This window comes from Enterobacter cloacae complex sp. HYC033_NIDB (assembly GCF_056673335.1).
This window is the reverse complement of sequence record NZ_CP115123.1, coordinates 1516579-1540421: the sequence shown is the minus strand read 5'-3', so window position 1 is coordinate 1540421 and position 23843 is coordinate 1516579. Positions and strand designations below refer to the sequence as shown.

The following is a 23843-nucleotide window of genomic DNA, read 5'->3' as shown; positions in this document are numbered from 1 at the left end:
TTAAAGATTAGAGCCGAACAACTATGCCTTTTACACTTGGTCAACGCTGGATCAGCGATACAGAAAGCGAACTTGGATTAGGAACCGTCGTTGCCGTCGATGCGCGCATGGTTACCCTCCTTTTCCCTGCTACCGGTGAAAACCGCCTGTACGCTCGCAATGACTCCCCTGTTACCCGCGTAATGTTCAATCCGGGCGACACCGTGACCAGCCACGAAGGCTGGCAGCTGAAGGTTGAAGACGTAAAAGAAGAGAATGGACTGCTCGCCTACATCGGTACGCGTCTTGATACCGACGAGACGAATGTTATCCTGCGTGAAGTGCTGCTCGACAGCAAACTGGTTTTCAGCAAGCCGCAGGACCGTCTGTTTGCCGGGCAAATCGACCGAATGGATCGCTTCTCCCTGCGCTACCGCGCGCGTAAGTTCCAGAGTGAACAGTACCGCATGCCGTGGAGCGGCCTGCGCGGCCAGCGTACCAGCCTTATTCCCCATCAGCTGAATATCGCCCATGACGTGGGCCGTCGCCATGCGCCTCGCGTGCTGCTGGCTGACGAAGTGGGCCTGGGTAAAACCATCGAAGCAGGCATGATCCTGCACCAGCAGCTGCTCTCTGGCGCTGCCGAGCGCGTGCTGATTGTGGTGCCGGAAACGCTGCAACACCAGTGGCTGGTCGAGATGCTGCGCCGCTTTAACCTGCGCTTCTCCCTGTTCGACGACGAGCGCTATGCCGAAGCCCAGCACGACGCGGACAACCCGTTTGAAACCGAACAGCTGGTGATCTGCTCCCTGGACTTCGTACGCCGCAGCAAGCAGCGCCTGGAGCACCTGTGCGACGCAGAATGGGATCTGATGGTCGTCGACGAAGCGCACCACCTCGTCTGGAGCGAAGATGCGCCAAGCCGTGAATACATGGCGATTGAGCAGCTTGCCGAGCGCGTACCGGGCGTTCTGCTTCTGACCGCCACCCCGGAGCAGCTGGGTCTTGAGAGCCACTTCGCCCGTCTGCGCCTGCTCGATCCGAACCGATTCCACGATTTTGAGCAGTTTGTTGAAGAGCAGAAAAACTACCGTCCGGTGGCGGACGCCGTCGCGCTGCTGCTGGCCGGTAATCGTCTCTCTAATGATGAACTTAACACCCTCAGCGATCTGATCGGCGAGCAGGATATTGAGCCGCTGCTTCAGGCCGCGAACAGCGACAGCGATAATGCGGGATCTGCGCGTAAAGAGCTGATCGACATGCTGATGGACCGTCACGGCACCAGCCGCGTGCTGTTCCGCAACACCCGTAACGGCGTGAAAGGCTTCCCGAAACGCGAGCTGCACACCATCAAACTGCCGCTGCCGACCCAGTACCAGACGGCGATTAAAGTCTCCGGGATTATGGGCACCCGTAAATCAGCGGAAGATCGCGCGCGCGATATGCTCTACCCGGAGCAAATTTATCAGGAATTTGAAGGCGACACTGGCACTTGGTGGAACTTCGATCCGCGCGTGGAGTGGTTAATGGGTTATCTGACCGCGCACCGTTCCCGGAAGGTGCTGGTGATCTGCGCCAAGGCAGCCACCGCCCTGCAACTTGAACAAGTGCTGCGCGAGCGCGAAGGTATTCGCGCCGCCGTGTTCCATGAAGGCATGTCTATTATCGAGCGCGACCGCGCTGCGGCGTGGTTTAGTGAAGAGGACAGCGGCGCGCAGGTTCTGCTGTGCTCCGAAATCGGTTCTGAAGGACGTAACTTCCAGTTCGCCAGCAATCTGGTGATGTTCGATCTGCCGTTTAACCCGGATCTGCTGGAGCAGCGTATCGGCCGTCTGGATCGTATCGGTCAGGCGCACGATATTCAGATCCACGTTCCGTATCTGGAGAAAACCGCCCAGTCCGTTCTGGTTCGCTGGTACCACGAAGGCCTGGATGCGTTTGAACATACCTGCCCGACGGGCCGCACCATTTATGACCAGGTGCATAGCGATCTGATCGGTTACCTTGCGGCGCCGGAAAACACCGAGGGCTTTGATGAGCTGATCAAATCCTGTCGAGAGAAGCACGACGCGCTGAAAGCTCAGCTGGAGCAGGGGCGCGATCGCCTGCTGGAGATCCACTCCAACGGCGGTGAAAAAGCGCAGCAGCTGGCCGAAAGTATCGAAGAACAGGACGATGACACCAGCCTGATCAGCTTCTCCATGAACCTGTTCGACATCGTCGGCATTAACCAGGACGATCGCGGCGAGAACATGATCGTGCTGACCCCGTCCGATCATATGCTGGTGCCGGATTTCCCGGGCCTGCCGGAAGACGGCTGCACCATCACCTTTGAGCGTGATGTGGCGCTTTCCCGCGAAGATGCACAGTTCATCACCTGGGAGCACCCGCTGATCCGCAACGGTCTGGATCTGATCCTCTCCGGCGATACCGGCAGCAGCACCATCTCCCTGTTGAAGAACAAAGCCTTGCCTGTGGGCACGCTGCTGGTGGAGCTGATCTACGTTGTGGAAGCGCAGGCGCCGAAACAGCTTCAGCTTAACCGCTTCCTGCCGCCAACTCCGGTGCGTCTGCTGCTGGATAAAAACGGCACGAACCTGGCCGGCCAGGTGGAGTTTGAAAGCTTCAACCGTCAGCTGAGCGCGGTGAACCGCCATACCGGCAGTAAGCTGGTGAATGCGGTGCAGCAGGACGTGCATGCCATTCTGCAACTGGGTGAAGCCCAGGCCGAAAAAGCGGCCAGAGTGCTGATCGATGCGGCGCGTAGCGAAGCCGATGAGAAGCTTTCTGCCGAGCTGTCGCGTCTGGAAGCGTTGAAAGCAGTGAACCCTAACATTCGTGACGATGAGCTGGCCGCCATTGAGAGCAACCGCCAGCAGGTGCTGGAAAGCCTGAGTCAGGCGGGATGGCGTCTCGACGCCCTGCGTCTTATCGTTGTGACGCATCAGTAAGCGGAGCGCAAGATGGTAATGGAGCCCTACAATCCCCCGATGGATCCGTGGCTGGTCATTCTGTATCAGGACGAGCACATTATGGTGGTTAACAAGCCGAGCGGCTTGTTATCCGTGCCGGGGCGTCTGGAAGAGCATAAAGACAGCGTGATGACGCGTATCCAGCGTGATTATCCCCAGGCCGAGTCTGTCCATCGTCTGGATATGGCGACCAGCGGCGTGATTGTGGTGGCTCTGAATAAAGCGGCAGAACGCGAGCTGAAGCGTCAGTTCCGCGAGCGCGAGCCGAAGAAACAGTATGTCGCGCGCGTCTGGGGCCATCCGGCACAGGCGGAAGGGCTGGTGGATTTACCGCTGATTTGCGACTGGCCGAACCGGCCAAAGCAGAAGGTGTGTTACGAAACCGGCAAGGCCGCGCAAACCGAGTATGAAGTGCTGGAGTACGCGCCGGATAACACCGCGCGCGTCCTGCTGAAGCCGATTACCGGGCGCTCCCACCAGCTGCGTGTGCATATGCTTGCGATGGGTCACCCCATTCTGGGGGACAGATTCTATGCGCCGCCGGAAGCGCTGGCGTTAGCGCCGCGCCTGCAACTGCATGCGCAGACGCTCACCATCACCCACCCTGCTTTCGGCAACGCCATGACGTTCAAAGCCCCGGTGGACTTCTGAAAAAATGGCCCGGCACTGTCGGGCCATTTTTTTATTTAAAACCTTTCTGCTCTTTAATTAGCTCGTAGGCTTTCTGGATTTCCTGCGCTTTCTGTTTCGCCATCTCCATCATCTCTGGCGGCAGGCCTTTCGCCACCAGCTTATCCGGATGGTGCTCGCTCATCAGCTTACGATAGGCGCGTTTGATGGTCGTAACATCGTCAGACGGCTTCACGCCGAGGACGTTACAGGCATCTTCAAGCGTAGGGCCACGCTGCGCCTGCTGCCAGCCGCCGCCGGACGATTGCTGCTGATAACCGCCGCCAAAGTGCGCGCCGCCCTGCATCATGCGCAGGAACTGATCGAACTGCATGCGGGAAATGCCCAACTCTTCAGCAATCACATACAGGACGTCCCGTTCATTCGGATGCAGAGAGCCATCCGCGAAGGCGGCCTGGATTTGAATTTCCAGAAACATCCGAATTAAATCAAAACGCCCGAAACAGATGCTACGGAACTGCCGCATTTTTTCACGCAGCGGGTAGTGATCTGATTTACCAATCCGAAACGCATTCTGCGCCGCGATGCGGGATTCGCCGTGCAGATTCATGCGATCCATAAAGACGCTGGCCACCTGAATATCGGCTTCCGTTACGCGTCCTTTTGATTTGGTTAAGTGCCCCATCACCTCGAAGGTGGTGGAGAAAAAGAGTGACTGGCGCTCGCGCTGGTTGGCAAACCAGGCCATTTTGCGGCTGCGTGCTTTATCAAACATATGGCCGATAATGAGGCCAAGAACGACACCCCAGAATCCGGCACCCATAATAATTGCGAACGCAACGCCGATTATTTTACCCCAATACTGCATATACTCCCCGAATGGTCATGTTCCTGGCCGACGCAACGCCATCATTACAGTGGTCGCGCCACGGTCAATTGAGGGACATCGCCTATAATTTGCATTATCATACTCGTCATTCGATAGCGAGCCTAACACTCTGGCGCGCAAACGGGCAGGATTAACGCTGGTACTGCGCTGATGAGTAAGATAGTCTCTGAGCGTTTGTAAGCCGTAGCCACTGATGACGGAACAATAAAATACAACGTATGAAAAAACGTATCCCCACCCTTCTGGCCACAATGATTGGCACCGCCCTGTATAGCCAACAGGGGCTCGCAGCCGATCTCGCCTCGCAGTGTATGCTTGGCGTCCCAAGTTACAATCGCCCACTGGTGAAAGGCGATACGAATGACTTACCCGTCACCATTAATGCCGACAGCGCAAAAGGTAATTATCCTGACAATGCGACCTTTACGGGCAATGTCGATATTAACCAGGGAAACAGTCGCCTGCTTGCTGACGAAGTGCAATTGCACCAGAAGCAACCGGAAGGTGCTCAGGCGCCTGTCCGTACGGTGGATGCGCTGGGTAATGTGCACTATGACGACAATCAGGTCATCCTGAAAGGTCCGAAAGCCTGGTCGAATCTGAATACCAAAGACACCAACGTCTGGGAAGGTGATTACCAGATGGTCGGTCGTCAGGGGCGCGGTACCGCGGACCTGATGAAGCAGCGCGGCGAAAACCGCTACACCATTCTCGAAAACGGCACGTTTACCTCCTGTTTGCCAGGGTCAAATACCTGGAGCGTTGTGGGCAGTGAAGTGATCCACGACCGTGAAGAACAGGTTGCAGAGATCTGGAACGCCCGTTTTAAACTCGGCCCGGTGCCCATTTTCTATAGCCCTTACCTGCAACTGCCTGTGGGTGACAAACGTCGTTCAGGTTTCCTGATCCCGAACGCCAAGTACAGCACGTCGAACTACTTTGAGTTCTACCTGCCGTACTACTGGAACATTGCGCCCAACATGGACGCCACGATCACGCCGCACTATATCCATAAGCGCGGTAACATCATGTGGGAGAACGAATTCCGCTATCTGACCAAGGCGGGCGCGGGCCTGATGGAATTTGATTATCTGCCATCAGATAAGGTGTTCCAGGACGAGCATCCGAGCGAAGGTGATAAGCACCGCTGGATGTACTACTGGAAGCACGCCGGGGTATTGGATCAGGTGTGGCGCTTCAACATCGACTACACCAAAGTCAGCGATCCGTATTACTTCAACGACTTTGATTCTAAATACGGCTCCAGTACCGACGGTTACGCCACGCAGAAATTCAGCGTAGGCTACGCCATTGAGAACTTTGACGCGACGGTGTCGACCAAACAGTTCCAGGTATTTGATACACAATCGCGTAGTACCTATGGTGCCGAGCCGCAGCTGGACGTGAACTGGTACCAGAACGATGTGGGTCCTTTCGACACGCGCGTTTATGCTCAGGCGGTCCATTTCGTCAACACCAACTCGGATATGCCGGAATCAACGCGTCTGCATATCGAGCCGACGATCAATCTGCCGTGGTCAAACGACTGGGCGAGCCTGAATACCGAAGCTAAGCTGATGGCCACCCACTACCAGCAGAAAAATCTGGACTGGTATAACAAACGCTATGGCACCGATCTTGAAGAGTCGGTAAACCGTACGCTTCCGCAATTCAAAATGGACGGGAAGCTGATCTTCGAACGTGATATGGGCCTTCTCGCCGATGGATACACCCAGACGCTTGAGCCGCGTATGCAGTATCTGTATGTGCCTTATCGCGATCAGAGCAAAATTCAAAACTACGACTCTTCCTTCCTGCAATCAGACTACAGCGGCCTGTTCCGTGACCGTACCTACGGCGGGCTTGACCGTATTGCGTCTGCTAACCAGTTAACGACTGGCGTCACAACGCGCGTATATGATGATGCTGCCGTTGAACGTTTTAACGTTTCTGTTGGTCAAATCTACTATTTCACCGAGTCTCGTACCGGTGATGACGACATTAACTGGGAGAAAGACAACAAAACGGGCTCACTGGTATGGGCGGGCGACACCTACTGGCGCATGACGGATCGTTGGGGTCTGCGCGGTGGTGTTCAGTACGATACACGACTGGACAATATCGCGACGGGCAGCGCAGCCATCGAATACCGTCGTGATGAAGACCGCATGTTGCAGTTGACGTACCGTTACGCCAGCCCGGAGTATATCCAGGCGACGCTGCCAAACTATGCGAATACAGACCAATACAAAGACGGTATTTCACAGGTGGGTACCGCCGCGAGCTGGCCGATCGCCGATCGTTGGTCAGTCGTCGGGGCCTACTACTATGACACGAATGCCCAAAAACCTGCTGACCAGATGCTGGGTCTGCAATACAACTCCTGCTGTTACGCAATACGTGTCGGTTACGAACGCAAACTTAACGGCTGGGATACGCAAAACAGTCAGGGCAAATATGATAACGTGATCGGCTTTAATATCGAGTTGCGCGGCCTGAGTTCTAACTACGGTCTGGGCACGCAGCAGATGCTGCGCTCGAACATTCTGCCGTATCGTAGTTCATTGTAATGTGCTTGATTTACAACGTAATCCGCTTTGCGGTTAATTGAAATGGAAAAAGTATGAAGAACTGGAAAACGCTGCTACTCGGTGTCGCTATGGTTGCGAATACCAGCTTCGCGGCCCCACAGGTTGTCGATAAAGTCGCGGCTGTGGTTAACAACGGCGTCGTGCTTGAAAGTGACGTTGACGGTTTGATGAAATCTGTAAAGCTCAACTCGGGCGAAGCAGGTCAACAGCTTCCGGATGACGCTACGCTGCGCCACCAGATCCTGGAGCGTCTGATCATGGATCAGATTGTTCTTCAGATGGGCCAGAAAATGGGCGTGACGATCTCTGACGAGCAGCTCGATCAGGCGATCGCCAACATTGCAAAGCAGAACAACATTACCCCGGATCAGATGCGTAGCCGCCTGGCCTACGACGGCATCAGCTATGCCACCTACCGTAATCAGATCCGTAAAGAGATGCTGATTTCAGAAGTGCGTAACAATGAAGTCCGTCGCCGCGTCACCATCCTGCCTCAGGAAGTGGATGCCCTGGCAAAACAGGTAGGGAATCAGAATGATGCCAGCACTGAGCTTAACCTGAGCCACATCCTGATCCCACTGCCGGAAAACCCAACCTCCGATCAGGCGGCTGAGGCGGAAAGCCAGGCGCGCGCTATCGTTGAGCAGGCGCGTAATGGCGATGACTTCGGCAAGCTGGCGATCACCTATTCCGCTGACCAGCAGGCGCTGAAAGGCGGCCAGATGGGCTGGGGCCGTATTCAGGAGCTGCCATCCCTGTTTGCCCAGGCGCTGAGCACGGCGAAGAAAGGCGACATCGTCGGTCCAATCCGTTCCGGTGTGGGCTTCCACATTCTGAAAGTGAACGACCTGCGCGGCCAGAGCCAGAACATTTCGGTTACAGAAGTGCATGCGCGTCATATCCTGCTTAAGCCGTCTCCGATCATGACTGACGATCAGGCTCGTGCGAAGCTGGAACAGATCGCGGCAGACATCAAGAGCGGTAAAACCACCTTCGATAAAGCGGCAAAAGAGTTCTCTCAGGATCCTGGCTCTGCAAACCAGGGCGGTGACCTGGGTTGGGCGGCAGCGGATATTTACGATCCGGCTTTCCGCGATGCGTTAATGAAGCTGAATAAAGGCCAGATGAGCGCGCCGGTGCACTCCTCCTTCGGCTGGCATCTGATCCAGCTGATGGACACGCGCAACGTGGATAAAACCGACGCGGCGCAGAAAGACCGTGCGTATCGCATGCTGTTTAACCGTAAGTTCTCTGAAGAAGCCGCAACCTGGATGCAGGAACAACGCGCCAGCGCTTACGTGAAAGTGTTGAGCAACTGATGAAACCGCATCGTGTTGTGATCACCCCCGGCGAACCCGCCGGGATTGGGCCTGACCTTGTGGTTCAGCTCGCCCAGCGCAGCTGGCCGGTAGAGTTGGTTGTCTGCGCAGATGCAACACTGTTACAAGACCGGGCAGCTTTGCTCGGTCTGCCTTTAACGCTCCTCCCTTACGTTGAAGGCCAACAGCCCGCACCGCAGCAGGCGGGTACTCTCACCCTGCTTTCTGTTCCGCTCCGTGCGCCTGTTGTCCCCGGTGAGTTACACACCGAAAACGGCCACTACGTTGTCGAGACGCTGGCGCGCGCCTGTGACGGTTGCCTTCAGGGCGAATTTGCCGCCCTGATCACCGGTCCGGTGCATAAAGGCGTGATCAATGACGCGGGCATTCCTTTTACCGGGCATACCGAATTTTTCGAAGAGCGTTCGCACAGCCCGAAAGTGGTGATGATGCTGGCAACCGAAGCAATGCGCGTTGCGCTGGTAACAACGCACCTGCCGATCAAAGCCATTCCGGATGCCATTACGCCTGAACTCTTGCGTGAGATCATTGGCATTTTGCATCACGATCTGCAAACCAAATTCGGCATTCCGCAGCCGCATGTGCTGGTTTGCGGCCTGAATCCGCACGCGGGTGAGGGCGGACATATGGGCACCGAAGAGATCGACACCATCATTCCGGTGCTTGAGGAGATGCGGGCGAAGGGGATGAACCTCAGCGGGCCTCTGCCTGCCGACACCCTTTTCCAGCCCAAATACCTGGATAATGCCGACGCCGTACTCGCGATGTACCACGATCAGGGTCTGCCCGTGCTAAAATACCAGGGCTTTGGCCGCGGGGTGAATATCACCCTCGGTTTACCCTTTATTCGAACGTCCGTTGACCACGGTACTGCGCTGGATCTGGCAGGCCAGGGAAAAGCGGATGTCGGCAGTTTTATTACGGCGCTTAATCTCGCCATCAAAATGATTGTTAATACTCAATGACTAATCGAGTCCATCAGGGCCACTTAGCCCGTAAACGCTTCGGGCAAAACTTCCTCAACGATCAGTTTGTGATCGACAGTATCGTTTCTGCCATTAATCCGCAGAAAGGTCAGGCCATGGTCGAAATCGGCCCGGGTCTTGCCGCGCTGACCGAGCCGGTAGGCGAACGCCTCGACGAACTGACCGTTATCGAACTCGACCGCGATCTGGCCGCACGTCTGCAAACGCACCCGTTCCTCGGGCCGAAGCTGACGATTTATCAGCAGGATGCGATGACCATGAACTTCGGCGAACTGTCAGAAAAAATGGGACAGCCGCTGCGCGTGTTCGGTAACCTGCCGTACAACATCTCCACCCCGCTGATGTTCCATCTGTTTAGCTATACTGATGCCATTGCCGACATGCACTTCATGTTGCAAAAAGAGGTCGTTAACCGTCTGGTTGCAGGGCCGAACAGTAAAGCGTATGGTCGTTTAAGCGTGATGGCGCAATATTACTGCAACGTGATCCCGGTATTAGAAGTACCGCCTTCCGCGTTCACGCCACCGCCAAAAGTAGATTCTGCGGTTGTGCGCCTGGTGCCACATAAAACGATGCCGTACCCGGTCAAAGACCTGCGCGTGCTGAGCCGTATCACGACAGAAGCCTTTAACCAGCGCCGTAAAACGATTCGTAACAGCCTTGGCAATCTGTTTACCGTTGACGTATTAGCTGAGTTGGGTATCGACCCGGCAATGCGTGCGGAAAATATTTCCGTAGAGCAGTACTGCAAGCTGGCTAATTACATCAGCGACAATGCGCCGCCGAAGGAGAGCTAAGCCATGATTGATTCGCCCCGCGTCTGTGTTCAGGTTCAAAGCGTCTACATTGAGTCCCAATCCACACCGGATGAAGAACGTTTTGTCTTTGCTTATACCGTAACCATTCGCAATCTGGGGCGGATGCCTGTGCAACTGCTCGGGCGCTACTGGCTTATCACCAACGGCAATGGCCGTGAAATTGAAGTCCAGGGCGAAGGTGTGGTCGGTGAACAACCCCATATCGCCCCTGGCGAAGAGTATCAGTACACCAGCGGCGCGGTCATTGAAACGCCGCTGGGTACCATGCAGGGCCATTATGAAATGGTCGATGCCGACGGCAATGCTTTCCGCATTGCTATTCCCGTATTCCGTCTCGCCGTACCTACACTTATTCATTAATCTAATGTCTACATATCTGATTGGCGACGTTCACGGTTGCTACGATGAACTGATCGCATTATTAAAACAGGTCGACTTCACCCCCGGGCAGGACACGCTCTGGCTGACGGGCGACTTAGTGGCGCGCGGTCCCGGTTCCCTGGACGTCCTCCGCTATGTCAAATCGCTGGGTGACAACGTGCGTATGGTGCTGGGCAACCACGATCTGCATCTGCTGGCCGTATACGCCGGGATCAGCCGTAATAAGCCGAAAGATCGCATTACCCCCCTGCTGGAAGCACCGGATGCCGATGAGTTGCTCAACTGGCTGCGTCGCCAGCCGCTGCTCCAGATTGACGAAGAGAAAAAGCTGGTGATGGCGCATGCCGGCATCACGCCTCAGTGGGATCTTGAGACGGCAAAAACCTGCGCGCGCGACGCCGAAGCGGTGCTGGCGAGCGACTCCTACCCGTTCTTCCTTGATGCGATGTACGGCGACATGCCAAATAACTGGAGTGATGACCTCAGCGGCCTGGCACGACTGCGTTTTATCACCAATGCTTTTACGCGGATGCGCTACTGCTTCCCGAACGGGCAACTGGATATGTATTGCAAAGATACGCCGGAAAATGCGCCTGCGCCGCTTAAGCCATGGTTTGCCATTCCTGGGCCCGTGACTGACGAATACAGCGTGGTATTTGGGCACTGGGCATCGCTGGAAGGAAAAGGCACCCCGGAAAATATCTACGCGCTGGATACCGGATGCTGCTGGGGCGGGGATTTAACCTGCTTACGCTGGGAAGATAAGACCTACTTTGTGCAGCCATCCAACCGACAGCTGGACTTAGGCGAGGGTGAGGCGGTCGCCTCCTGAAGATGTTTATCCTCTCCTTTAAGGAGAGGATAAAACCGTTAACGACGTTCCAGAATTTCGAAGCAGTAGCTGTGCGAGTTCTGCGCATCCGCATCGTGAAACTCACTGAATACAGACTCCCACTCGTCCGGATCGTAATCCGGGAAATGGGTATCCCCTTCCACTTCCGCATCAATGTGCGTCAGATACAGTTTCTGCGCTTTTGGCAGGAACTGCTCATACACACGCCCGCCGCCGATCACCATGATCTCTTCGGCATCGCCGCAGGCGGCAATGGCTTCATCAACGGACTTAACCCACTGAACGCGATCGTCAGTGCCCGGCTGGCTACTGATCACAATATTCTTACGACCCGGCAATGGACGACCAATCGACTCCCAGGTCAGGCGGCCCATCACTACCGGCTTGTTTAACGTAGTACGTTTAAACCATGCGAGATCGGCAGGCAGGTTCCACGGCATGGCGTTTTCCATGCCGATAACGCGGTCTACCGCCAGCGCTGCAATCAGACTGATCATTGAAAATTTCCCGGATGCAAAAAATTGCCGCCACTATACGGAAAGCTTAATCTTTCGTCGACTGGCGGCAGGGTAAAGAATTAGAAATTTTTTAATATTGCTGGCAACTCCACTTCACGCAGAGGGTTTACTCTCCGGTTCATCCGCAGGATCACCGGTATGCTTGCCCTCTTCCGTCCCTTGCCAGCCGTGGCGCTGAACCAGCGACAGGTGATTTCGATCCTCGTTGATGATCTCCGTCAGCATGGTGCTGGTGCGTTTAAACACCGCAGCGCGTTCGGTTGCCGTACTGCTTGCCATCGCCACCATCTCTTCCACCATCTCATGATTAAAACGGCGGAACAGATCGGCACGCTCACGCGCTTCATACGCACCAAGTCCCAGGCTTTCCAGCGCCATGCGGCCAGATTTAAGCGCCCCTTCGAAGGTTTCACGTTCAGGGGCTGCCACACCCGCCTGACGCAGCTGGATGTAATGATCCACATCGCGCGCACGGGAGATAATGGTCAGATGCGGAAAATGCTCTTTAACCAGCTCAACCATCTGCATACTGGTCTCTGGATCGTCAATGGCATTAATCAACACCTCGGCTTTCGCCGCCCCGGCGGATTCCAACAGATCAACTCGGGTCGCATCACCGTAAAACACTTTCATATCGAATTTACGCAGCGTATCGACATGGTCAGGATCGTGATCGAGGATAACCATTTTGACTCCGCTGGAGAGCAGTAAACGGCCAGTAATCTGCCCGAATCGGCCAAATCCGGCGATGATCACCCGCGGCTGCTCCTCGTCGATCTCATCGGCTTCTCGCTCCTGTTCGCTTCCCGTTTTTTCCAGACGCGTCAGCAGCACCAGCAGGATCGGCGTTGCGGCCATCGACAGCGCAACCGCCAGCGTCAGCGCTTTTGCCCATTCCGGATCAAGTACATTTGCCATCTGCGCTGCGCCAAAGACAACGAAAGCAAACTCACTCCCCTGCCCCAGCAGCACGGCAAACCAGCGGCGTTGCGGTTTTGGCACATTTAACGGGCGGGCAATCAGCCACAGCATCGCCATTTTAATGACCAGGAAACCCACCAGCAGAATGATGATGCGCAGCGGATGGGTTACCAGCGTCCCGAAGTCGATAGACATCCCGACGCCGATGAAAAACAGCCCCAGCAGCAATCCTTTAAACGGCTCGATATCGCTTTCCAGCGCGTGACGGTATTCGGAGCTTGCCAGTAAGACCCCCGCGAGGAAGGCGCCCATTGCCATCGACAGCCCGGCCTCTTCCAGCAGCAATCCAAAACCAAACACCAGGAATAACGCAACGGCGCTGAATACTTCGCGCAGGCCAGAGCGAGCAACAAAGCGCAGCAGCGGACGCGTTACGTAGCGACCAAGCAGAACAACCAGCGCCAGCGCACCGGCAACCTTCAGCGCTGATAAGGCAAATGCTCCCAGCGTCGTTGATGCGCCGCTGGCTGCCAGCAGCGGGATCATCGCCACCAGCGGGATGGCGGCAATATCCTGGAACAACAGTACGGAGAAGGTGCTGCGCCCCATTTGCGACACCGTCAGGTTACGCTCGTTCATTGCCTGCATGGCAATCGCCGTCGAGGAGAGCGCCAGCGTCATGCCGATCAGCTCTGCGACTTTCCACTCCATCCCCAGCAGAATGCAGAACCCGCCCAACAGCAGACCGCAGGCCAGCATTTGCAGGGCGCCTCCGCCAAACACCGAGGCGCGCAGTTTCCACAGCCGCTGCGGATCCAGCTCCAGACCAATCACAAACAGCATCAGCACCACGCCGATCTCCGCAAAATGCAGGATCGACTCGGCATCCGTCACCAGCCGAAAGCCCCAGGGGCCAATCACACACCCGGCAATCAGATAGCCGAGCACCGAGCCCAGCCCCAGACGAACCGCCACGGGCACAATTAATGCCGCCGCGCCGAGGTAAATCAGCGCCTGTATCAGCGTATGGCTATCCATTGTGCGTCTCCTGCCACTCAAGTAAACGTTGTTTGTAGTGACGAGCCTGCGCCTGCAAGGTTTCATCGTCGCAGACAAAGGTACAGTGCATCGCAAAAGGCGGAAGCCAGTTCAGACCGCAGTAAAGGGCAGTAGCCTGGAGCGGCTGCGCCAGCACGTCAAATCCGGGGAAGGCGCCAATCTCAAAGTGGCTTTCCCCCCCGCCGGTGGTAACAGCCCACATCAGGCTTTTGCCCTGAAGCGCGTTGCCGTTGTGTCCATATGCCCAACCGTGGGAGAAAACTTTGTCGATCCACAATTTCAGCAGCGGAGGCGTGCTGTACCACTGCATCGGATGCTGCCAGACGATCAGATCGGCACGGGAGAGCGCCTCCTGTTCGGCGGCGACATCGATATTAAAATCTGGATAGAGTTGATAGAGGGAACGTATCTCTACGTTTTCAAGCGTCCTTGCCTGCTCAAGCATCCGCTTATTCGCATGCGAGTGCTGCGGATAGGGGTGCGCATAAATTATCAGAATCATGTATATGCTCGTCTTTTACTTTTCTTGTAGCAATGAGTGTAGACAGTTACCACCCCGACTTAAAGAGGCCATCTTACGCTTCAAAGTAAAACGCAAGTATTGGCAATCATCACCACCTTAACAGCGATTACGGCGCTAAAGAAAGAAAACGACGCGTACGACAAATTCATGCCGCAAAATAATAATAACAATTCATATTGCCAACACATATTTTTAGAGAACCTTAAGTCATTCTTTAATAAAACAGTCTGTACATAACCCATTGAAAAAATAATAATTTTACGCTCTTTGTTTTGAGCTCATTATTTAGGCGGTCGATATACGTTTCACACACGTGTCGAATATTCCTTCTCACTCAAATGGATGTGTACATGAGCAACAAACCCTCCCAATTAAATAATACAACCAAAACTCTGGGAAAGATATTTCCTGCCTTGTTGATATGCACCCCTGCGGTTGCGTTTTCTGCAACGATTGACCAATCAACTTCTGTTCCTCAAGATTTCTCAGCCGATGCTGAATATGTTATTAATAAAGACGTGACGATATCTTCCGCAGATAGTGAAGCGGCGGTATCTGTCACTGGGTTTACTACCACTAACGCCACTAATAATGGGAATATTTCTGGCACGGGAAATGGCCTGGATATTAATACTATTGAACAGCGTATAGTAATTAATAACAACTTCGGCGCAACCATTTCTTCCACCACCGCGAATGCTGTTAATATTCAGTCAATGCTCGGTGATTTCAATAACAGTGGAAATATTATCGGTGCGGAAAATGGCATGTTTGTCGGCGAAAATTCTTCCGCAGTAAACATTATTAATACCAGCACCGGAATGATAAAAGGAGAAACGGGTCTGAGGACTCAGTATGGTATTGGCATTAATAATAGTGGCGCAATTATCGGTACAAATGGTGATGCTATTACGGCAACTAATGGTAACACCAAACTTTTTAACAGTGCCTTTGTGCAGGGAACCGAGAACGGTATCAATGTAAAAGATACTGCAAAAATGGATATCAAGAATAGCGGAACGATTAGTGGTGAAACAAACGCTATTATGTTTGCCAGCAATAAAAATAACGCCCTGGTGCTTGATACGGGTTCCACTCTTATCGGTGACGTTATTTCCACCAATTCCACGGGAAACACTCTTACCCTGATCGGCACCGGTACGGAAGACAGTAACTTTGTGGGTCTGAACGAAGGCGACGGTTTTGCCAGTATAAAAATGATGGGCGAAAATTGGGCGCTGTCGGGCGATCTCGATATTATTGGCTCTGGCGATTCCTTGCTGATAGACACGGGCGCGTTAACCCTGTCAGGCGCGGTATCGAATACCGGTAATACTCGGGTGGCCAAAGATGCTTCGTTGCAACTGGGCGATGGCGAAAAAACCGCGACCCTCAGCGGTGGGCTCACCAACAACGGTACCGTCATTTTTAACCAGGGAAGCGATTTCACTTTCGCCACCGACATGACCGGTAGCGGTAACGTCGAAAAAGTTGATTCCAACACCCTGACCCTGACAGGCAAAAATAGCTATACAGGGGATACGGTTCTGCACGGCGGCACCACGCTGGTCTCCACCGGCGCAACGCTCGGCGTCAAGGGCAGTAACGCCACCGTTACCGTTGAAAATGGCGCGACCTTTGCCACCGCAGGCGAAGTGAACAACAACATCGCGGTTCTTAGCGGCGGTACGCTGGCGGCATGGAATGCAGTCCAGGGTAACTCCACGCTCAGCGCTTCCGGCGTCGATACCATCAACGGCAACGTGACTAATGGCGGCACGCTGTTACTCAGTGCGGCTAATAATAGCGTTGGCAATAATTTTACGATTAATGGCGACTACACCGGCTCTGACGGTAGCCAGATCGTGATGAACAGCACCCTGGGTGAAGATAATTCACCAACTGATCACCTCACTATTACGGGCAGCAGCTTCGGTCAGTCCGGCATCAGCATCACCAACATTGGCGGCGCAGGCGCGCAAACTATTAACGGTATGGAAATTGTCAGCATCGGCGGCAGTTCCGAAGCCCAACTGACGCTGGCAAAACCGGTCGTCGCAGGCGCCTGGGAATATAACCTCTACCAGCACAGTGACGGCAACTGGTATCTGGAATCAAAGGCGACGCCTTCTGATGAGCCTTCCGACGACACCGATGACGGTGGCAATACTGATGATGGCGATAACACCGACAACGGCGGCAACACCGACAACGGCGGCAACACCGATAACGGCGGCAACACCGACAATGGCGGCAACACCGATGATGGTGGCAACACCGACAACGGCGGCAACACTGACAACGGCGGTAACACCGATAACGGCGGCAACACTGACAACGGCGGTAATAATACGCCGGAAGTCATGGCACCTGAAGTGGGTGCTTACTTAGGTAACTACCTTGCCGCACAGGGCATGTTCCTGCATAAGCGTGACGATCGCGACCAGATCACCTTCCGCAATGAAGACGACCTGAACACCTGGATGTACGTTAAGGGTCGCTATCACGAGAACGATGCGGGTGGCGATAAAGTCAGCTACGACACCACCACCACCGTACTGCAAGTCGGCAGCGATTTCATGAGCAAGCCAATGGATAACGGTATCCTGCGTGCTGGCGGGATGTTCGGTGCAGGCCAGGCGAAGACCCACTCTGATGCGAAGCACAACGTACGTGACGCACAGGGTAAGGTTGATGGCTTCAATGTTGGGCTGTACGCCACCTGGCAGGAAGATCAGAAATTACGTCTGGGCAGCTACGTTGATACCTGGGCCGCTTACAGCTGGTACAACAACAACGTCACCAGCAATCGCAACGATGAAGACTACGATAGTGAAGGTTTCGCCGCGTCTGTTGAAGTCGGCCACGCGTGGATAATCCAGTCTGAAAATGAACGCACCTGGAAGATCGAGCCGCAGGCGCAGGTGATTTACAGCTATCTCGATCAGGAAAATCATACCGATCGCGACGGCGTACGCGTCACTACCCTGGACAATGACAGCGTCTTTGGTCGTCTCGGCGTTAAAGCAAGCTACTTCCAGCAGAAGGACGTCAAGGCCTGGCAGCCGTACGTTGCGGTTAACTGGTTGAAAGGTGCTGGTCAAAACGATCTGGCATTCAACGACGAGACCGTCAGCAACGATACGCCGGAAGATCGTGGTCAGTTAGAGTTGGGCTTAACCGGCAACCTGAACGAAACCACGACGATCTCCCTGCGTGCCAGCGGCGAGTGGGGTGAAAACAGCTATGCCGCCTACGGCGGTCATATTTTGTTAAACCATCGCTGGTAATCGATCATCCTGAAGCAAAAAAGCAGTGGCATGTGCCACTGCTTTTTTTTAGTTATCCAGCTCGCCCATTGATTTAACCTGGTCACGGTTAATCTGTTCAGTTTGACCGGTTTCGGCGTTTTTGTACGATACCAGACCGGTATCGTCATCCACCTGCGGTTTCCCGTCAGTAACAATCGTTTTGCCATCGGTGGTTTTTACGGCCTGATTGGACGAACAGCCCGCCACGGTGAACATTGCGGTGGCAGCCAGAACGGAAGCGATCAGTAGTTTATTTTGCATGGTGTATTCCCCTGCTCTCAGTTGAATTTTCGTTATCGACCTAACTATTTTAGGCTAACTGACTGAAAGCGGATGAAAAACCAGAAGGTTCTTAAGATGGGAAAATTGCCCGGTAACCGGATGGCACCGGGCAATGTGTGTTACTTGCTAATCTGAGCGTGCATTTCCTGCACCGAAATCACCTTCTCGGTGGCATCCGCATTCAGCGCCATGGCCGTCGCGAAACCGCCGTTCAGGGTGGTGTCGTAATGCACTTTGTACTGGAGCGCGCTGCGGCGAATCAGTTTGGAGTCTTCAATCGCCTGGCGACCTGCGGTGGTGTTAATGATGTAGGTGTACTCGCCATTCTTAATGCGGTCCTGAATGTGCGGACGACCTTCATGCACTTTGTTCACCAGACGCGGGTTGATACCCGCTTCACCCAACACAATCGCCGTACCGTGAGTGGCGTCCAGCTCGAAGCCCTGTTTCAGCAGCTTGGCAGCCAGGTCAACCACGCGCTCTTTATCGCCTTCGCGAACGGAGAGCAGCGCACGGCCAGATTTTCTCATGGTGGAGCTACTGCCCAGCTGCGCTTTCGCAAACGCTTCTGCGAAGGTACGGCCAACGCCCATCACTTCCCCGGTAGAGCGCATCTCTGGCCCTAACAGCGGGTCAACGCCCGGGAATTTGTTGAACGGCAGTACCACCTCTTTCACCGAGTAGTAAGGCGGGATAATTTCTTTCGTGACGCCCTGCTGAGCCAGCGTCTGGCCAGCCATCACGCGCGCCGCCACTTTCGCCAGCGGAATACCGGTCGCTTTGGAGACGAACGGTACGGTACGCGCCGCACGCGGGTTGACTTCAATCAGATAGACTTCGTTGTCTTTTACCGCGAACTGAACGTTCATCAGGCCGCGAACCTGAAGCTCGAAGGCCAGCTTCTGCACCTGCTGGCGCATTACGTCCTGAATCTCCTGGCTCAGGGTGTACGCTGGCAGAGAACAGGCGGAGTCACCGGAGTGCACGCCCGCCTGCTCGATGTGCTCCATGATGCCGCCAATCAGCACCCTTTCGCCGTCGCAGATGGCATCCACGTCGACTTCAACCGCGTCGTCGAGGAAGCGGTCGAGCAGCACTGGCGCATCGTTGGAAACGCTCACCGCCGTCTGGAAGTAGCGACGCAGGTCCGCTTCGTCGTAGACGATTTCCATCGCGCGGCCGCCCAGTACGTAGGATGGACGCACCACCAGCGGGTAGCCGATCTCTTTCGCTTTCTCAACGGCCATTTCAATTGCGGTCACGGTGGCGTTCGCCGGCTGTTTCAGTTTGAGACGGTCAACCGCCTGCTGGAAACGCTCGCGGTCTTCCGCACGGTCAATCGCATCCGGGCTGGTGCCGATAACCGGCACACCTGCTGCTTCCAGCGCGCGCGCCAGCTTCAGCGGAGTCTGGCCGCCGTACTGCACGATCACGCCTTTTGGCTTCTCGATGCGCACGATTTCCAGCACGTCTTCCAGGGTGACCGGCTCGAAGTAGAGGCGGTCGGAAGTGTCGTAGTCGGTCGAGACGGTTTCCGGGTTACAGTTGACCATAATGGTCTCGTAACCGTCTTCGCGCAGCGCCAGTGAGGCGTGTACGCAGCAGTAGTCAAACTCGATGCCCTGGCCGATACGGTTTGGACCGCCGCCCAGCACCATAATCTTGTCGCGGTCGACGGACGGGTTCGCTTCGCACTCCTCTTCATAGGTGGAGTACATGTATGCGGTATCGGTCGAGAATTCAGCCGCACAGGTGTCCACGCGCTTGTAGACCGGGTGCAGGTCGTACTGGTCGCGCAGCTTGCGGATTTCCGCTTCACGCACGCCCGCCAGCTTAGCCAGACGCGCATCGGCGAAGCCTTTACGCTTCAACATGCGCAGGAAGTCTGCGTCCAGGCCGTTGATGCCCAGCTCCGCCACTTTCTCTTCCAGGCGCACCAGCTCTTCAATTTGCACCAGGAACCAGCGGTCGATGTTAGTCAGGTTAAATACGCCGTCGACGGACAGGCCCGCGCGGAAGGCATCGGCGATGTACCAGATACGCTCTGCGCCCGCGTCTTTCAGCTCGCGGCGGATTTTGGTCAGCGCTTCCGGGTCGTCCAGGCTGACTTTCGGGTCAAAGCCGGTCGCGCCCACTTCCAGGCCGCGCAGTGCTTTTTGCAGGGATTCCTGCTGCGTGCGGCCAATCGCCATGACTTCACCAACGGATTTCATCTGGGTAGTCAGACGGTCGTTGGCACCGGCGAATTTCTCGAAGTTAAAGCGTGGAATTTTAGTCACAACGTAGTCGATGGACGGTTCGAAGGACGCTGGCGTGCGGCCACCGGTGATATCGTTCATCAGCTCGTCAAGGGTGTAACCCACCGCCAGTTTCGCCGCCACTTTCGCAATCGGGAAGCCGGTGGCTTTGGAGGCCAGTGCGGAGGAACGGGACACGCGCGGGTTCATTTCGATAACAATCAGACGGCCGGTTTTCGGGTTCACCGAGAACTGCACGTTAGAGCCGCCGGTTTCCACGCCGATTTCACGTAGTACCGCCATCGAGGCGTTACGCATGATTTGGTACTCTTTGTCGGTCAGCGTCTGAGCTGGCGCAACGGTGATGGAGTCGCCGGTGTGGATCCCCATCGCGTCGAAGTTTTCGATGGAGCAGACGATGATGCAGTTGTCGTTTTTATCACGCACCACTTCCATCTCGTACTCTTTCCAGCCAATCAGCGATTCATCAATCAGCAGCTCTTTGGTTGGGGAGAGATCCAGGCCGCGCTCGCAAATTTCTTCAAACTCTTCGCGGTTGTAGGCAATACCGCCGCCGGTGCCGCCCATGGTGAAGGAAGGACGGATGATGCACGGATAACCCACTTCAGCCGCAACGGCCAGCGCTTCTTCCATATTGTGCGCGATACCGGAACGTGCGGTATCAAGGCCAATTTTTTTCATTGCCACGTCGAAGCGGCGACGGTCTTCTGCTTTATCAATCGCGTCGGCGGTCGCACCGATCATGGTCACGCCGAACTCTTCCAGCACGCCCTGACGCTCCAGCTCCAGCGCACAGTTCAGCGCCGTCTGGCCGCCCATGGTCGGCAGCACCGCGTCCGGACGCTCTTTCTCGATAATTTTGCGTACCACTTCCCAGTGAATCGGCTCGATGTAGGTCGCATCCGCCATTTCCGGGTCGGTCATGATGGTGGCCGGGTTAGAGTTTACCAGGATGACACGGTAACCCTCTTCACGCAGGGCTTTACACGCCTGCGCACCGGAGTAGTCGAATTCGCAGGCCTGGCCGATGACAATCGGGCCAGCGCCAAGGATCAGGATGCTTTTTATGTCTGTACGTTTTGGCATGGTCTTCTCAGCTCCTGATTATTTAGCGGTCTTACGGTATTGCTCGATAAGTTCGATGAAGTGATCGAACAGCGGCGCGGCATCGTGAGGGCCCGGGCTGGCTTCAGGGTGGCCCTGGAAGCTGAACGCAGGCTTATCGGTGCGATGGATACCCTGCAAGGTACCATCGAACAGTGACTTATGCGTCACGCGCAGGTTAGACGGCATCGTCGCTTCATCCACAGCGAAGCCGTGGTTCTGCGCGGTGATCATCACCGTGTTGTTGTCGATATCTTTCACCGGGTGGTTACCACCGTGGTGGCCAAACTTCATCTTGACGGTGTTCGCTCCGCTCGCCAGCGCCAGCAGCTGATGGCCGAGACAGATGCCGAATACCGGGATGTCGGTTTCAAGGAAGGACTTGATGGCGTCGATAGCGTAGTCGCACGGCGCCGGGTCGCCAGGACCGTTTGAGAGGAAGATGCCGTCCGGGTTCATCTTCAGAACATCTTCCGCAGACGTTTGTGCCGGGACGACCGTTAGGCGGCAGCCACGGTCAACCAGCATACGCAGGATGTTGCGCTTGGCGCCAAAATCGTAGGCCACCACGTGGAACGGTAGCTCGCTTTCCGGTTTCGCTTCCGGCAGGTCGCCTTCCAGCGTCCAGCTTCCCTGCGTCCAGCTGTAGGCTTCAGCGGTGGTCACTTCTTTCGCCAGGTCCATACCGTTCAGTCCCGGGAAGGCTTTCGCTTTTTCCAGCGCCAGCGTCGCATCGAGGTTATCCCCTGCGATGATACAACCGTTTTGTGCACCCTTCTCGCGCAGCAGACGCGTCAGCTTACGGGTATCGATATCGGCAATCGCCACAATGTTGTGGCGCTTCAGGTAAGAAGAGAGGTCTTCGGTGTTGCGGAAGTTGCTGGCAATCAGCGGCAGGTCGCGAATGACTAGGCCTTGCGCATGTACCTGAGAGGATTCTTCGTCAGCCGCATTGGTGCCGACATTGCCGATATGAGGATAAGTAAGAGTAACGATTTGGCGAGAATAGGAAGGATCAGTGAGGATTTCTTGATAACCGGTCATTGAAGTATTGAAAACGACTTCCCCAACCGCCGAACCCGTTGCCCCTATGGCCCGACCGATAAACTGGGTTCCGTCTTCCAGAACCAATAGCGCTGACTTAATCAAAACACCCTCCAGAGAATATTCACTCACTTTATTTGCATATTAATTCATAACCATGTCATGAATCAATGCAAATGTGTTGCCAGCGGATTTTTGGCAAACGGCGGCATTCTGGGGATTTGCCATGTAAAAGTCAACTTAAAACGGGGGTTTTGTATATTCTTTTGCAAGCCTGGCGGTCTGAAATCAGATTAAGCGGCAAAAAGATCAACTAAATCACTGTGGAAACCGCTTGCGCATGCAGTTTAATAGAAAGGAACGTCTTGCAGGAATAAAAAGTGGACCAAATGGTCAAAATTTACAGTTCAGCAACAGAAATTATCGAGAAAACACTTACTTTAAATCAGTTAGACACAATAAATACCCCAAACAGACAAAATAAAAGGGCAATAAAATATTGCCCTATGCAATCAAGTAATTACGACTGCAATAACCACATCACGAAGGGTAATAATGCTTACAAATTGTTGAGTTCGAGGACATCTCGCATATCAAAAAGACCATTACGCTTACCTTTCAGCCACAATGCCGAACGTACCGCCCCGTTTGCAAATGTCATGCGGCTGGATGCTTTATGAGTGATTTCGATCCTTTCGCCAATATCGGCGAACATAGCGGTATGTTCACCGACGATATCACCCGCGCGAACGGTGGCAAACCCAATGGTGCCAGGCACGCGCTCGCCAGTGTGGCCTTCGCGAGAATAGACCGCGATGTCTTTCAAATCTTTATCCATTGCACACGCAATCGCTTCGCCCATCGCCAGCGCCGTGCCTGACGGAGCATCGACTTTGTGGCGATGGTGCGCTTCGACGATTTCAATGTCGGTGTAGTCGCCCATCACCTTCGCCGCCTTCTCCAGCAGTTTCAGCATGACGTTTACCCCCACGCTAAAGTTTGCCGCAAAGACAATCGCAATCTCAGTGGACGCATCCTGAATGGCTTGCTTACCGACCTCGTCAAAACCGGTGGTGCCAATCACCATCCCTTTACCGTGCTGACGGCAAAACGCCAGGTGAGCCAACGTGCCTTCAGGGCGGGTAAAATCGATAAACACGTCAAAGTCTTCTTTCACCGCCTCAAGGCTGCTCTGCACGGTAACGCCCGTCTGACCTGCGCCTGCCAGCTCGCCTGCATCGGCTCCCAAAAGCGATGAACCTTCACGCTCCAACGCCGCGCCAAGCGCCACGCCATCCATCTGTAGTGCCGCCTGAATCAGCTGACGGCCCATACGTCCACCCGCGCCCGCAATGGCGACGCGGATCTGTGCATCATGCATAGT

At 54.9% G+C, this 23843-nt stretch carries 17 protein-coding genes; 9 read left to right on the top strand and 8 right to left on the bottom strand.

Features of this window, described 5'->3' with window-relative positions:
* Positions 1–23: 23 nt before the first annotated feature.
* Positions 24–2930, top strand: coding sequence for an RNA polymerase-associated protein RapA (gene rapA / locus O1721_RS07290; protein ID WP_045324549.1), 2907 nt, complete (start codon positions 24–26; stop codon positions 2928–2930).
* Positions 2931–2942: 12 nt separating this feature from the next.
* Entirely contained in the window at positions 2943–3602 is a 660-nt protein-coding gene (gene rluA / locus O1721_RS07285; RefSeq protein ID WP_003856412.1) for a bifunctional tRNA pseudouridine(32) synthase/23S rRNA pseudouridine(746) synthase RluA, read from the top strand.
* Positions 3603–3633: 31 nt separating this feature from the next.
* On the opposite strand, the gene djlA is transcribed toward rluA, so the two are convergent.
* Entirely contained in the window at positions 3634–4449 is an 816-nt protein-coding gene (gene djlA, locus O1721_RS07280) for a co-chaperone DjlA (RefSeq protein ID WP_015572652.1), read from the bottom strand.
* Positions 4450–4688: 239 nt separating this feature from the next.
* Between djlA and lptD the strand changes: the two genes are divergently transcribed.
* Genes lptD through apaH form a run of 6 tightly spaced genes read left to right on the top strand, consistent with a single transcriptional unit; the run spans position 4689 to position 11418 of the window.
* Positions 4689–7040 (top strand): LPS assembly protein LptD, encoded by a 2352-nt coding sequence (lptD, locus tag O1721_RS07275; protein ID WP_017383802.1) that lies wholly within the window; start codon positions 4689–4691, stop codon positions 7038–7040.
* Positions 7041–7093: 53 nt separating this feature from the next.
* Positions 7094–8380 (top strand): peptidylprolyl isomerase SurA, encoded by a 1287-nt coding sequence (gene surA, locus O1721_RS07270; protein ID WP_017383803.1) that lies wholly within the window; start codon positions 7094–7096, stop codon positions 8378–8380.
* The gene (gene pdxA / locus O1721_RS07265) at positions 8380–9366 is read left to right on the top strand and encodes a 4-hydroxythreonine-4-phosphate dehydrogenase PdxA (RefSeq protein ID WP_015572650.1); all 987 of its coding nucleotides are present in this window, start codon (positions 8380–8382) and stop codon (positions 9364–9366) included. The genes surA and pdxA overlap by 1 nt, the downstream gene beginning before the upstream one ends.
* A complete protein-coding gene (rsmA, locus tag O1721_RS07260; protein ID WP_003856423.1) occupies positions 9363–10184 on the top strand; it encodes a 16S rRNA (adenine(1518)-N(6)/adenine(1519)-N(6))-dimethyltransferase RsmA in 822 nt (273 codons plus the stop codon). Before pdxA ends, rsmA begins: the two co-directional genes overlap by 4 nt.
* Positions 10185–10187: 3 nt before the next feature.
* Positions 10188–10565 (top strand): Co2+/Mg2+ efflux protein ApaG, encoded by a 378-nt coding sequence (gene apaG, locus O1721_RS07255; protein WP_003856425.1) that lies wholly within the window; start codon positions 10188–10190, stop codon positions 10563–10565.
* A 4-nt stretch (positions 10566–10569) separates the two neighbouring features.
* A complete protein-coding gene (gene apaH, locus O1721_RS07250) occupies positions 10570–11418 on the top strand; it encodes a bis(5'-nucleosyl)-tetraphosphatase (symmetrical) ApaH (RefSeq protein WP_032647209.1) in 849 nt (282 codons plus the stop codon).
* Between the two features lie 38 nt (positions 11419–11456).
* Here apaH and folA read toward each other — a convergent pair whose 3' ends face one another.
* From folA to kefF, 3 genes are all read right to left on the bottom strand, one after another.
* The gene (gene folA, locus O1721_RS07245; RefSeq protein WP_003856431.1) at positions 11457–11936 is read right to left on the bottom strand and encodes a type 3 dihydrofolate reductase; all 480 of its coding nucleotides are present in this window, start codon (positions 11934–11936) and stop codon (positions 11457–11459) included.
* 114 nt (positions 11937–12050) lie between these two features.
* Entirely contained in the window at positions 12051–13916 is a 1866-nt protein-coding gene (kefC, locus tag O1721_RS07240) for a glutathione-regulated potassium-efflux system protein KefC (RefSeq protein ID WP_023295908.1), read from the bottom strand.
* Positions 13909–14439 carry a glutathione-regulated potassium-efflux system oxidoreductase KefF gene (gene kefF / locus O1721_RS07235; protein ID WP_017383806.1) on the bottom strand — a complete coding sequence of 177 codons (531 nt, stop codon included), beginning with the start codon at positions 14437–14439 and terminating at the stop codon, positions 13909–13911. The genes kefC and kefF overlap by 8 nt, the downstream gene beginning before the upstream one ends.
* 371 nt (positions 14440–14810) lie before the next feature.
* On the opposite strand from kefF, the gene O1721_RS07230 reads away from it, so the two are divergent.
* Positions 14811–17750 (top strand): autotransporter family protein, encoded by a 2940-nt coding sequence (locus tag O1721_RS07230; protein WP_080337291.1) that lies wholly within the window; start codon positions 14811–14813, stop codon positions 17748–17750.
* A gap of 48 nt (positions 17751–17798) precedes the next feature.
* Here O1721_RS07230 and O1721_RS07225 read toward each other — a convergent pair whose 3' ends face one another.
* From O1721_RS07225 to dapB, 4 genes are all read right to left on the bottom strand, one after another.
* On the bottom strand, positions 17799–18032 hold the full coding sequence (locus O1721_RS07225; protein ID WP_003856439.1) for a YgdI/YgdR family lipoprotein: 234 nt from the start codon (positions 18030–18032) through the stop codon (positions 17799–17801).
* Positions 18033–18172: 140 nt separating this feature from the next.
* Positions 18173–21397: a carbamoyl-phosphate synthase large subunit gene (carB, locus tag O1721_RS07220; RefSeq protein ID WP_017694535.1), complete on the bottom strand. Its 3225-nt coding sequence runs from the start codon at positions 21395–21397 to the stop codon at positions 18173–18175.
* A gap of 18 nt (positions 21398–21415) precedes the next feature.
* Complete coding sequence (gene carA / locus O1721_RS07215; RefSeq protein WP_017383809.1) at positions 21416–22564, bottom strand: glutamine-hydrolyzing carbamoyl-phosphate synthase small subunit; 1149 nt, start codon at positions 22562–22564, stop codon at positions 21416–21418.
* Positions 22565–23018: 454 nt separating this feature from the next.
* Positions 23019–23840, bottom strand: a complete 822-nt coding sequence (gene dapB / locus O1721_RS07210) for a 4-hydroxy-tetrahydrodipicolinate reductase (RefSeq protein WP_032647206.1) — start codon at positions 23838–23840, stop codon at positions 23019–23021.
* Positions 23841–23843: the final 3 nt, after the last annotated feature.